The following is a 12464-nucleotide window of genomic DNA, read 5'->3' on the forward strand; positions in this document are numbered from 1 at the left end:
AAATAGTTAATTCTGGCGGCGGCGTTATTCATCAACGGGAGCACGATCGCATGCGCGAAAAAAAACCGCGTGACACGCACGCGGCTGTTATCTGGCAAAAAGGCGGTCAGGCCGACTTCAGTGCCACCAGGACTTCATCCAGCATTTTCTTGGCATCGCCAAACAGCATGCGGTTGTTGTCCTTGTAAAACAGTGGATTGTCCACGCCCGCATAGCCGGACGCCATGCTGCGCTTCATGACGATGGAGGTCTTGGCTTTCCAGACTTCCAGCACCGGCATGCCGGCGATCGGGCTGGCCGGGTCTTCCGCCGCCGACGGATTGACGATGTCGTTGGCGCCGATCACCATGGCCACGTCGGTCTCCGGGAAATCGGCATTGACTTCATCCATCTCCATGACGATATCGTACGGCACGCGGGCTTCGGCCAGCAGCACGTTCATGTGGCCCGGCATGCGCCCGGCCACAGGGTGAATGCCGAAGCGCACATTGACGCCATTCTCGCGCAGGTGCTGGACGATTTCATTGACCACGTGCTGGGCCTGCGCCACCGCCATGCCATAACCTGGCACGATGATGACGTTCTTGGCTTCGCGCAGCAGCTCGGCGGTTTCTGCGCCGCTGACCGGCACCACTTCGCCTTGCGGCTCGGCTTCACCCTTGGCTGCCGCCGGCTTGCCGGCGCCGCCGCCGAAACCGCCGGCGATGACGCTGATGAAATTGCGGTTCATCGCGCGGCACATGATGTAGGAAAGGATCGCGCCGCTTGAGCCCACCAGGGCGCCGGTGACGATCAGCAAGTCATTCGACAGCATGAAGCCGGTTGCCGCCGCCGCCCAGCCGGAATAGCTGTTCAGCATCGACACCACGACGGGCATGTCGGCGCCGCCGATCGCCATCACCATGTGGATACCGAAGAGGAAGGCAATGGCCGTCATGACCACCAGCGGCAGCATGCCCGCTTCGATCGATTCGGCATGGACAAACTGGATGCCGAAGTAAATCACGACCAGCAAGCCGACCAGGTTCAGCAAGTGGCGCCCTGGCAGCAGCAGGGGCTTGCCGCCGATCCGCGCCGACAGCTTGCCAAAGGCGATGAGCGACCCCGAGAAGGTCACCACGCCGATCAGAATGCCGACATAGATCTCGATGTCGTGGATGGTCTTTTCAGCGCCGGCGTAATGGGCCGACGCCGCCGGGTCGATGTAGCTGGCGTAGCCGACCAGGGCTGCCGCCAGGCCGACCAGGCTGTGCATCAGGGCGACCAGTTCCGGCATCTGCGTCATCTTGACGGTGCGTGCAGCATACAGGCCGATGGTGCCGCCGGCCACCATGGCGCCGACGACCCAGGGGATGCCGGCAGCCGCCACGCGCGGGCCGAGCACGGTGGCCAGCACGGCAATCGTCATGCCGATGACGCCGTACAGGTTGCCGCGGCGCGAGGTTTCCGGGTGGGACAAGCCACCCAGGCTGAGGATGAACAGGATCGCTGCGCCCAGGTAGGCGACGATAGTGAGGCTTTCAGACATTTTGAGTTTCGCCTTTCTTTATACTTATTTGCGGAACATCGCCAGCATGCGGCGGGTCACGGCGAAGCCGCCGAACATGTTAATTGCGGTGAGCACGATGCCGATCACGGCCAGCCAGCGGATCCAGTCGTCAGGACGCCCGGCGCCGCCGTCCAGCGGTGGCGCAACCTGCACCAGCGCGCCAATGGCGATGATGCTGGAAATCGCATTGGTCACGCTCATCAGCGGCGTATGCAAGGCCGGCGTGACATTCCACACCACCATGTAACCGATGAAGCACGCCAGCACGAACACCGTGAAGTGGCCGATGAAGGCCGCCGGGGCAAACGCGCCGATAAGCCAGAACAGCGCTGCCGCAATGCCGAACGTGACGGCGATGCTGGTGGCCGAGGCCGGTGCGGCAGCGCCATGGCCGTGCGCCTTGGGCGGCGGCATGGCAGCCGGCTTGGCAGCCGCGGCAGGTGCCGCCGGCAGCTTGGGCGCCGGCGCCGGCCAGGTGACTTCGCCATTCTTGATGACGGTCAGCCCGCGAATGGCATCGTCCTCCATGTTGACGTCGATCTTGCCATCCTTGGTCTTGCACAGCTCTTCCGTCAGGCGCAACAGGTTGCTGGCGTACAGCGTGCTCGATTGCTTGGCCAGGCGGCTCGGCAGATCGGTGTAGCCGATGATGGTCACGCCATGCCTGACCACGGCTTCACCCGGCTCGGTCAATTCGCAGTTGCCGCCCTGCTCGCCTGCCATGTCGACGATCACGCTGCCCGGCTTCATGGATTGCACCATCTCGGCGGTGATGAGTTTCGGCGCCGGCTTGCCAGGAATCAGGGCGGTGGTGATGATGATGTCCGCTTCTCTGGCCTGCTTGGCGTACATCTCGCGCTGGGCTTGCTGGAAGCCTTCCGACATCACTTTGGCATAACCGCCGCCGCCGGAGCCTTCTTCTTCGTATTCGACCTTCACGAACTCGCCGCCCAGCGACTTGACCTGGTCCGCCACTTCCGGCCGGGTGTCGTTGGCGCGCACGATCGCGCCCAGGTTGGCGGCGGTGCCGATGGCAGCCAGGCCCGCCACGCCGGCACCGGCGATGAAGACCTTGGCCGGCGGGATCTTGCCCGCAGCAGTGATCTGGCCATTGAAGAAACGGCCGAAGGCATTGGCGGCTTCGATGACGGCGCGGTAGCCGCTGATACCGGCCATGGACGTCAGCGCATCCATCTTCTGCGCGCGCGAAAGCTGGCGCGGCAGCGCATCGATGGCCAGCACGGTCACGTTCCGGGCAGCGAGCTGCTGCATCAGGTCCGGGTTTTGCGCCGGCCAGATGAAGGAGACCAGCGTCGTGCCGGCGCGCACGAGGGCAAGCTCGTTGGCGTCCGGTGCGCGCACCTTGAAGACGATATCGGCGCCAGCCCACAACGCGGCGGCGCCATCGACAACTTGCGCACCAGCGGCACGATAAGCGTCATCGCTGAAATTGGCCGCGTCACCCGCGCCGGATTCGACGGTGACGGTAAAGCCCAGCTTGATGAGCTTTTCCACCACTTCCGGCACCGTCGCGACACGCTTTTCGCCGGGATAGGTTTCCCGAGGTATGCCGATCACTGAAGCCATAAGTATTTCCTCCTGATGATTTCATTTTAATTTTTGCCCCCCCGAATTCGCCGGGGGTCTGCCCCTAATGGCAGCAATCCCGCTGCGCCCTCTCAGGCGCAGCGGGATCGTGTGAATTCGCTGCTTGCGGCTGCCCTGGGGCGCCGCAAATATTATTTTTTCAGACCGGTCATGCGATTATTGTCATCAACGAAGACAATCTTCTGCTGATAGGTCGCAATTTCTTCGTCGCTCATCGGCGCGTAGGTGCAAATGATCAGCAAATCGCCCAGGTGCGCCAGGCGTGCCGCGGCGCCATTGAGGGAAATCTCGCCGCTGCCGCGCTTGCCCTTGATGGCATAGGTCGAAAACCGCTCGCCGTTGTTAACGTTGTACAGCTCGATCTTTTCAAACGGCTTGATATCGGCCGCTTCCAGCAATTCTTCGTCGATACCGCAGGAACCTTCATAGTTCAGGTCGCACTGGGTGACCGATGCGCGATGAATCTTCGCGCGTAACATAATACGTTGCATTTACTTCTCCTGACTGCCTTGCTACATCTTGCTGCCATCGCGCCTGCGAATTGACCGCATTGGAAAGAATGATACGAGCGCATCTGACGCCCGCGCGGATTTCGGCATCGTGCCGAAACGATGGGCTCCCCGAAAAACGAAAAACCAGCGAAATCTTACACGTAATCCCGCACCATCATCGGGAAAGGTACGCGAATTCCCTGAAAATTCCGTTAAACCGGCAAGCTCATTTTCTTTCCCGCATTAAAACATAATTTTATTGCAACGCTTCAATACTGACTTGTGACGCCCTATTTTCCAGTCACTTGCCCAAAAGAAGTTGCGAATAATCAATTTATTGCAAAATCTAAAATTTATTGCACTCATCATGCACCGCAATAAAATTCTTCCTGCCACGGTAAAATGACGCTTCTTCAAATCATGCCGCTCTTGCGCGCGCCGGTTCACGGCGCAGCGCTGCGCGGCCACGAACGTCATGAGTGCACAAAACTGGAAACCGTCCGTCACAGTCGCCGCCATTATCGAGCGCGACGGCCGCTTCCTGCTCGTTGAGGAAGAAACCAGCGACGGCATCCGCTTCAACCAGCCGGCAGGCCATCTCGATCCGGGTGAAACCCTGGCGCAAGCGGTCGCCCGCGAGACCATGGAAGAAGCCGCGCACGATTTCGAAGCCACCGCCCTGGTCGGCGTCTATATGGCGCGCTACCTGTCTTCCCGTACTGGCCTGGAAGTCACATACCTGCGCTTTGCATTTGCCGGCGAACTGGGCGCGGCTTACGACCAGCCGCTGGATGAAGGCATCCTGCGCACGGTCTGGATGGATTACGACGAGTTGCTGGCCAGCCGCGACAAGCACCGCAGCCCGCTGGTGCTGCAATGCATCGACGATTACCTGCAAGGCAAGCGCGCCCCGCTGTCGCTGCTGTACTCTCACCCGGATGCCATCGGAGCATTCAATGGCTAAGCGGGTGGTGATCGGCATGTCGGGCGGCGTCGATTCCTCCGTGTCGGCATGGTTGCTGAAGCAGCAAGGCTATGAAGTCATCGGCCTGTTCATGAAAAACTGGGAAGACGACGACGATTCCGAATACTGTTCGTCGCGCCAGGACTGGATCGATGCCGCCAGCGTGGCCGACGTGGTCGGCGTCGATATCGAGGCCGTCAATTTTGCCGCCGAATACAAGGAACGCGTGTTTGCCGAGTTCCTGCGCGAATACCAGGCCGGCCGCACGCCCAATCCGGATGTCCTGTGCAATGCCGAGATCAAGTTCAAGGCCTTCCTCGACCACGCCATGAAGCTTGGCGCCGACCTGATCGCCACCGGCCATTACGCCCGCGTGCGCGAAGCCGGCACAGGGGCCAACGCCGGCCGCTTCGAGTTGCTCAAGGCGCACGACGCCAGCAAGGACCAGAGCTACTTCCTGCACCGCCTGAACCAGGCGCAGCTGTCGAAAACCCTGTTCCCGCTGGGCGAAATCCCCAAGACCGAGGTGCGCAGGATCGCCGAAGAAATCAGCTTGCCCAATGCGGCCAAGAAGGATTCGACCGGCATCTGCTTCATCGGCGAACGCCCGTTCCGGGAATTCCTCAACCGCTACCTGTCCTACAAGCCCGGGCCGATGAAAACGCCCGAAGGCGACACCGTCGGCGAACATGTCGGGCTGTCCTTCTACACCCTGGGCCAGCGCAAGGGCATTGGCATCGGCGGCATGAAGAGCCACAAGAATGCCGCCGGTGACAGCGATCCCTGGTACGTGGCGCGCAAGGATGTCGAAGCCAACACGCTGTATGTGGTGCAGGGCCACGATCATCCGTGGCTGCTCTCCTCCAGGCTGGAAGCCGGGCAGTCCAGCTGGATCGCCGGCTCGCCGCCCGCGGACGGCGCCTTTTCGGCCAAGACACGCTATCGCCAGGCCGATGTCGCCTGCGCATTCCAGGCAGCCGGCGCTGCAGGCTTCGGCCTCGACTTCGACACGCCGCAATGGGCCGTCACGCCGGGCCAATCCGCCGTGCTGTACCAGGGTGACATCTGCCTGGGCGGCGGCATCATCACACGTTAAAAGAGTGGCAAGCAAGGGGAGCGCTCCCCTGCCGTGCCGCGAGATTAAACATGCATTTGAAAAGCACTTTTGATAGAATGGGTTTTGAAATGCCTGACCGCTCACCCGATGAGCTTGTTTTTTGTTATTTAAGATGCATTTAATATGCATCATATTGGAGAAAGTATGGTTTCACGCGCTTCACGCCCCTATATCGATGCCAGCGTCCCGGTCCTGCGCGAGCATGGCCTTGCCATCACGCGCACCTTTTACCGCAACATGTTTGCCGAACACCCCGAGCTGACCAACCTGTTCAACATGGGCAACCAGGCCAATGGCGTCCAGCAGCAGTCGCTTGCCTCCGCCGTGTTCGCCTACGCGGCCAACATCGACAATGCCCAGGCCCTGCAGCCCGTGGTCAAGCGCATCGTGCACAAGCACGCCTCGGTTGGCATTCGCGCCGAGCACTACCCGATCGTCGGCCGGCACCTGCTCGGCGCAATCCAGGAAACGCTGGGCGACGCGGCCACCGCGCCGCTGCTGGCGGCCTGGGACGAAGCCTATGGCGAACTGGCGGATGCCCTGATTGCCGCCGAGCGCGAGTTGTATGCGCAAGCCGGCACCGAGGCCGGCGCCTTGCGCGCAATGAAAGTCACGGGCGTGGAACGCCAGAGCGAAGACGTACTGTCATATACGCTGGCCGCTGGCGATGGCCAGGCGCTGCCGGCATTCAAGCCCGGTCAATATGTCAGCGTGGCCGTCAGCTTTGCCGACGGCAGCCGGCAGTTGCGCCAGTACAGCCTGTCGGATACGCCACTGGCGTCGCATTTGCGCATTTCCGTCAAGCGCGAAGCCGGCAACGCGCAGGCGCCGGCCGGCCAGGTATCGAACTGGCTGCACGAAAACGTCAAGGCGGACGATCTGCTCCACATCACCCATCCCTTTGGCGATTTTGCACCGGATGTGGCGTCGATTGATCCCGTGGTATTGCTGTCGGCAGGGGTCGGGATTACGCCGATGGTGTCCGCGCTGAACCACATCGCCCGGGTCAATCCGGCGCGCCACGTCATTTTCAGCCATGCCGCCCGTGACGCCAGTCATCATGCCCACCAGGCCGATATCGCCGCCGCCCAAAAGCGCATGCCCAACCTGCGGGTGGTGAGCTTCCACGAAACCCTGCTGGCTGACGCCCCTGCCGGCACGCATGCCGGGCTGATGGAAGTCTCCAGGCTGCCATCCTGGCCACGCACGGAAACCAATGTGTACCTGTGTGGCCCGTTGGGCTTCATGCGCGAGCAATGGCGCGCCCTGATCACTGCAGGCGTACCGGCGGCCCGCCTGCACCGCGAAGTGTTCGGGCCGGAGCTGCTCGACCACTTAGGCTAAGCAATGTGGAACAGGGATCTGCAAAGCGCTTGCATATTTCGGCGACTGCCCCCATAATCTAAATGCGAATCGTTATCATTCATATCAAGATTAACAAATGGACAGCGTTGTGGATCCCTTTAAGCAACAACAGACCGCCAGCCCGGCGCCCGCCCCAGCAGGCGCAACGGGTACGACCGTCCGTTTGCAGTCGCGCGACTTGTTTGCGCATGCGCGCGAAGTGGAAATCGACCATGGCGGCCGGATCTACAAGCTGCGCCTGACGCAACAGAACAAGTTGATCCTGACTGCGTGAATGCACGACCGGGTATTTCTGAAAAATTGCTTATCGAGCGTAGTGGGGTGAAAAGATGATCGTCTGTGTTTGCAACAATGTCTCCGACCACAAGATCCGCAAGGCGGCGGAACAAGGCATGTCCTCGCTGGCCGACCTGCGCACGCATCTGGATGTCGGCACCTGCTGCGGCAAATGCCACTCCTGCGCCAAGGAAGTGCTGCGCGAATGCCGCCAATCGGCAATCGCCTCGTTTTCCCTTGAGGCACTCGCTGCCTGAAAAGGCCGGCGACGTTTCCAGTATCATGAGAAGCAATACGGCACCGGCGGGCTTTATCCCTGCCGCCCCCGGCCCCGACCAACACTACTCGCGTGCAAAACCGCCGATTGCTTCCCCGATGACCACCAACGGACAGCGCCAGAACTGGCAGTTTTTCAGGCAGGCCGGACCGCTCGGGCTGGTGATACTGCTGCACGCCGCCTTTTTTTATGCCCTGCAAAGCGGCCTGGGACAACAGCCGCCGCGCCCCGAGCCCCGCGAAATCATTGCCACCCTGATTGCTGCACAGCCGGCACAGGCACCTGTCGTGCAAGCGCCGCAACCTCCCCAGCCGAAGCCGGAACCACCCAAGCCGCAAGTCAAGCCCAAGGCGGCAAAACCGGCACCGACGCCGCCTGTTCCCGTAGCCAAAACCGCACCCAGCCCGCAACCGACGCCCAAGTCGATCACGGCGCCGGCAGAGCCAGCTTCGGCAGCGCCAGCCGAAGCAACAGCCGCCACGGCAGCGCCAGCCAGCGCCGCGTCGGCCACGGCATCCGCTGGCCCGGCGGCGCCCGCCGCCCCCGTCCAGCCACGCACGGTGACCACCGGCGTCGAGTACCTGCAGCCGCCGCGCCCGGAATACCCGGCGCTGTCGCGGCGCATGGGCGAGGAAGGCACCGTGATGCTGCGCATCCTGATTACGGACCGCGGCCGGGCAGAGCGTGCCGACATCCACAAGTCCTCGGGCGTGCCGCGCCTGGACGAAGCCGCGCGCCAGGCGGCCCTGCGCGCCGTATTCAAACCCTATACGGAAAATGGCAGGCCCGTCCCGGTCTATGCGATTTTGCCGATCAGCTTTCAACTGGATAACTGAGGAATCATCATGCAAGCAAGCCCCTACGGATTGGCTAACCTGTGGCAGCAAGGCGATCTTGTCACCAAGAGCGTCGCTGTCCTGCTGATCGCCATGTCGATCGCGTCCTGGTACGTGATCGTCTCGAAGGCGCTGCAACTGCTGCAATACCGGCGCGCGGCCAGGGCCGCCGGCTACCAGTTCTGGGATGCCACCACCTTGCAGGACGGTCTGGCTACGCTGGGCAGCAACAATCCCTTTGCCGCGCTGGCAAACGCCGGCGTCGGCGCCATGCAGCACCATAGCGCCCACCAGGGGCACTTGCACGACGAATTATCGGTGAGCGACTGGGTGACCCTGTCGCTGCGCCAGGCCATCGATGAAGTCACCGGCAAGCTGCAGACCGGCATGGCCGTGCTGGCGTCGGTCGCCTCGAGCGCGCCTTTCGTCGGCCTGTTCGGCACTGTCTGGGGCATTTACCATGCCCTGGTGGCAATTGGCGCCTCCGGCCAGGCCAGCATCGACCACGTGGCCGGCCCGGTTGGCGAAGCGCTGATCATGACCGCGCTTGGTCTGGCCGTGGCGATTCCGGCATCCTTCGGCTACAACGCCCTGGTGCGCGGCAACAAGAATGTCACCGCGCGCCTGCACAAGTTCGGCTTCGACCTGCACGCCCTGTTCGTCACCGGCGCGCGCAGCAGCACAGGCAGGGATGGCGCAGGCAGCGGCAAGCTGGCAATCGTGGGAGCGGCATGATGGCAATGGGTTCCCTCTCCGACAGCAACGACGACGATTTCAACCCCGAGATCAATACGACGCCGCTGGTCGACGTGATGCTGGTGCTGCTGATTATTTTCATGATCACCATCCCCGTCATCAACCATACCGTCAAGGTCGACCTGCCGCACGCGGTCAACCAGAAGAACGAGCCCAAGCCGGATAACATCAACCTGGCAATCGATGCCCAGGGCAAGGTATTCTGGAACGCGGACCAGATCGACATGGGGCAGCTGAAGGTGCGCATCGACGCGGCGGCAAAACATGTGCCGCAACCGGAACTGCACTTGCGTGCCGAACGCACGACCCAATATGAAACGGTGGCGCAGGTAATGGCGGCAGCCCAGTCAGGCGGCCTCACCAAGATCGGCTTCATCACCGATCCGAATACGAAGTAATCCGCATTGACACGGCAGCGGGCGGCCAACGGCGCCGCAATCGGCCGCAACTAGTCGCCGCCGGTTTGCGTTATCATCCTGTTATTCTCAAACCGATTTCCCATTCTTGCCGAGGCGACCATGAAAGGCGATGCCAATATCATCAAGCTGCTGAATGCGCAGCTGACCAATGAATTGACTGCGATCAATCAGTATTTCCTGCATGCCCGCATGTATAGCCACTGGGGCTTGAAAAAGATTGGCAAGAAGGAATACGACGAATCCATCGGCGAAATGAAACATGCCGACAACCTGATCAACCGCATCCTGATGCTGGAAGGCTTGCCCAACCTGCAGGCGCTCAACAAAATCATGATCGGCGAAACCACGCCGGAAATGCTCGATTGCGACCTGAAGCTGGAACTGGCGGCCCATGCCACCGTCAAGGATGGCATCAAGGCTTGCGAAGCTGCCGGCGATTACGTCTCGCGTGAAATTTTCCAGGCCATCCTGGACGATACGGAAGAACACATCGAGTGGCTGGAAACGCAAATCGAGTTGATCAACAAGATCGGCTTGCCAAATTACCTGCAGTCGCAAATGGAAGAGTGAAGCGATACTGCCAATAAAAAACGGGGCTGCGCGCCCCGTTTTTTTATTATTGCGGCCGCATTATTGCGGAACAGTATCCTTGAACGCAGGACGCTCCGACAGTTTATTGTAGAGCCGTGCAAGCGTCGGATGCGCCTCGGCCCAATGGATTTCCGGGAAACGGAAGTTCAGCCAGCCGAGCGTGGCGCCAACGGCCACATCGGCAAGCGTATAGTGGTTGCCGGCGCAGTAAGGCTTGTCGCCCAGGCCAGTGGCAATGGCATTCAGACCCGCCTCCACCTTGCCCAGTTGCCGCGCGATCCAGGCCGGGCTTTGCTGCGCTTCCGGACGCAGGGTACGCTCCAGGCGCACCAGCACGCCGGCGTCCAGCACGCCATCGGCCAGCGCTTCCCAGCATTTGACCTCGGCACGCTCACGGCCCTGCCCCGGGATCAGCTTCCCCACCGGCGACATGGTCTCGAGGTATTCGACGATCACGCGCGAATCGAACATGGCGCCGCCATCTTCCATCACCAGGCAGGGCACCTTGCCCAGAGGATTGGATTGCTGGATGGCGGTATCTTCGCTCCAGACATTCTCGAGAATGAACTGGTAATCGAGCTTTTTTTCCGCCATGACGATGCGCACTTTGCGCACATAGGGGCTGGCAAGGGAACCGATCAATTTCATGGCGATGACTGGAAGGAATTCGGGCGCTGATTATACCATCGGCCGCCTTTCGGTCAGGCATGGCCGCCCCCCGCCAGCGCCCGCCACGAAGCGGCTTGATGCTGCCTGCGGATGGTAAAATGGCGGATTAATCGACTCTTTTCCCGCTGCCCTGCCATGCCACTCTCCGCGCTTTCCGCCCTTTCCCCGCTCGACGGCCGCTACGCCGCCAAAACCGACAAGCTGCGCCCCATCCTGTCCGAAGCCGGCTTCATGCACCATCGCGTCAAGGTCGAGATCGCCTGGCTGCAAGCCCTCTCGGCAGCAGGCTTTGCCGAGATCAAGCCGTTTTCCGCAACGGCCGGCGCCTTGCTGGACAAGCTGGCCGCCGAATTCTCCGAAGCCGATGCCGCCCGCATCAAGGAAATCGAAGCCGTCACCAACCATGACGTCAAGGCCGTCGAATACTGGCTGAAAGAGCAAGTCAAGGATGTGCCGGAGCTGGTCGCCGCCTCCGAATTCATCCACTTCGCCTGCACTTCCGAAGACATCAACAACACGTCGCACGGCATGATGCTGAAAGCGGCCCGCGATGGCGTGATGCTGCCATCCCTGAACGCCGTGATCGCCAGGCTGACCGAGATCGCCCATGCCAATGCGGATCTGCCGATGCTATCGCGCACCCATGGCCAGACTGCCAGCCCGACCACCCTGGGCAAGGAATTCGCCAACGTGGTGGCCCGCCTGCGGCGCGCCGTGAAGCGTATCGAGCAAGTGGAAGTGCTGGGCAAGATGAATGGCGCCGTGGGCAACTACAATGCCCACCTGTCCGCCTACCCGTCGTTCGACTGGCCGGCTTTCTCGAAAAATGTGGTCGAACAGCGCCTGGGCCTGGTATTCAATCCCTACACCATCCAGATCGAGCCGCACGACTACATGGCTGAAATGTTCGACGCCTTCGCCCGCGTCAACACCATCCTGCTCGACCTGAACCGCGACATCTGGACTTACGTCTCCCTGGGCTACTTCAAGCAAAAGCTGAAGGCTGGCGAAATCGGTTCCTCCACCATGCCCCACAAGGTCAATCCGATCGATTTCGAAAACTCGGAAGGCAACCTGGGCCTGGCCAACGCCGTGCTGAAGCACCTGTCCGAAAAGCTGCCGGTCTCGCGCATGCAGCGCGACCTGACCGACTCCACCGTGCTGCGCAACATCGGCGTAGGCTTTGGCTACACCCTGCTGGCTTACGACAGCTGCCTGCGCGGCCTGAACAAGCTGGAAGTCAACCCGCAGCGCCTGGCAGCGGATCTGGATGCCAACTGGGAAGTCCTGGCTGAACCGGTACAAACCGTGATGCGCCGCTACGGCATCGAAAACCCGTACGAGCAGTTGAAGGAACTCACCCGCGGCAAGGGCATCTCGAAGGAAGCCCTGCGTGACTTCGTCTCCGGCCTGGCCATTCCGCAAGACGCCAAAGACCTGTTGCTGGCCATGACGCCTGCCAATTACATCGGCATCGCCGCCGCGCTGGCGCACAAGATTTAAGGATATTCCCCGTGGCAAGCCGGCTTGCCACGGGTTGTGGGCG

The 12464-nt window shown here is 61.4% G+C and carries 14 protein-coding genes; 10 read left to right on the forward strand and 4 right to left on the reverse strand.

The features are described 5' to 3' along the window. Positions 1–106: 106 nt before the first annotated feature. The 3 genes from pntB to panD all read right to left on the reverse strand — a co-directional run bounded on the left by pntB (position 107) and on the right by panD (position 3648). The gene (gene pntB / locus EKL02_RS16585; RefSeq protein WP_128903066.1) at positions 107–1528 is read right to left on the reverse strand and encodes a Re/Si-specific NAD(P)(+) transhydrogenase subunit beta; all 1422 of its coding nucleotides are present in this window, start codon (positions 1526–1528) and stop codon (positions 107–109) included. Between the two features lie 24 nt (positions 1529–1552). Further along, a complete protein-coding gene (locus tag EKL02_RS16590) occupies positions 1553–3136 on the reverse strand; it encodes a Re/Si-specific NAD(P)(+) transhydrogenase subunit alpha (RefSeq protein ID WP_128903067.1) in 1584 nt (527 codons plus the stop codon). Between the two features lie 152 nt (positions 3137–3288). Then, the gene (gene panD, locus EKL02_RS16595; RefSeq protein WP_128903068.1) at positions 3289–3648 is read right to left on the reverse strand and encodes an aspartate 1-decarboxylase; all 360 of its coding nucleotides are present in this window, start codon (positions 3646–3648) and stop codon (positions 3289–3291) included. Between the two features lie 475 nt (positions 3649–4123). Here panD and EKL02_RS16600 point away from each other — a divergent pair, with 475 nt between their 5' ends. From EKL02_RS16600 to bfr, 9 genes are all read left to right on the forward strand, one after another. After that, positions 4124–4612, forward strand: a complete 489-nt coding sequence (locus EKL02_RS16600; protein WP_128903069.1) for an NUDIX hydrolase — start codon at positions 4124–4126, stop codon at positions 4610–4612. Beyond that, positions 4605–5708 carry a tRNA 2-thiouridine(34) synthase MnmA gene (mnmA, locus tag EKL02_RS16605; RefSeq protein WP_128903070.1) on the forward strand — a complete coding sequence of 368 codons (1104 nt, stop codon included), beginning with the start codon at positions 4605–4607 and terminating at the stop codon, positions 5706–5708. Before EKL02_RS16600 ends, mnmA begins: the two co-directional genes overlap by 8 nt. 165 nt (positions 5709–5873) lie before the next feature. Further along, positions 5874–7073: a globin domain-containing protein gene (locus EKL02_RS16610; protein WP_128903071.1), complete on the forward strand. Its 1200-nt coding sequence runs from the start codon at positions 5874–5876 to the stop codon at positions 7071–7073. Positions 7074–7170: 97 nt separating this feature from the next. Beyond that, positions 7171–7368, forward strand: a complete 198-nt coding sequence (locus EKL02_RS16615; RefSeq protein WP_128903072.1) for a hemin uptake protein HemP — start codon at positions 7171–7173, stop codon at positions 7366–7368. 55 nt (positions 7369–7423) lie between these two features. Then, positions 7424–7627: a (2Fe-2S)-binding protein gene (locus tag EKL02_RS16620; protein WP_128903073.1), complete on the forward strand. Its 204-nt coding sequence runs from the start codon at positions 7424–7426 to the stop codon at positions 7625–7627. 118 nt (positions 7628–7745) lie between these two features. After that, positions 7746–8483 carry an energy transducer TonB gene (locus EKL02_RS16625; RefSeq protein WP_128903074.1) on the forward strand — a complete coding sequence of 246 codons (738 nt, stop codon included), beginning with the start codon at positions 7746–7748 and terminating at the stop codon, positions 8481–8483. A 9-nt stretch (positions 8484–8492) separates the two neighbouring features. After that, entirely contained in the window at positions 8493–9218 is a 726-nt protein-coding gene (locus EKL02_RS16630; protein ID WP_128903075.1) for a MotA/TolQ/ExbB proton channel family protein, read from the forward strand. Then, positions 9218–9637, forward strand: coding sequence for a biopolymer transporter ExbD (locus EKL02_RS16635; RefSeq protein ID WP_128903076.1), 420 nt, complete (start codon positions 9218–9220; stop codon positions 9635–9637). Before EKL02_RS16630 ends, EKL02_RS16635 begins: the two co-directional genes overlap by 1 nt. Positions 9638–9757: 120 nt before the next feature. Then, positions 9758–10228, forward strand: a complete 471-nt coding sequence (gene bfr / locus EKL02_RS16640; RefSeq protein ID WP_128903077.1) for a bacterioferritin — start codon at positions 9758–9760, stop codon at positions 10226–10228. A gap of 60 nt (positions 10229–10288) precedes the next feature. Here bfr and EKL02_RS16645 read toward each other — a convergent pair whose 3' ends face one another. Further along, the gene (locus EKL02_RS16645) at positions 10289–10897 is read right to left on the reverse strand and encodes a glutathione S-transferase N-terminal domain-containing protein (protein ID WP_128903078.1); all 609 of its coding nucleotides are present in this window, start codon (positions 10895–10897) and stop codon (positions 10289–10291) included. 156 nt (positions 10898–11053) lie between these two features. Here EKL02_RS16645 and purB point away from each other — a divergent pair, with 156 nt between their 5' ends. Next, positions 11054–12421, forward strand: a complete 1368-nt coding sequence (gene purB, locus EKL02_RS16650; RefSeq protein ID WP_128903079.1) for an adenylosuccinate lyase — start codon at positions 11054–11056, stop codon at positions 12419–12421. Positions 12422–12464 lie beyond the last annotated feature (43 nt).

Origin of the sequence: Janthinobacterium sp. 17J80-10, assembly GCF_004114795.1 — a bacterium.
Taxonomy (GTDB): Bacteria; Pseudomonadota; Gammaproteobacteria; order Burkholderiales; family Burkholderiaceae_D; genus Paucimonas.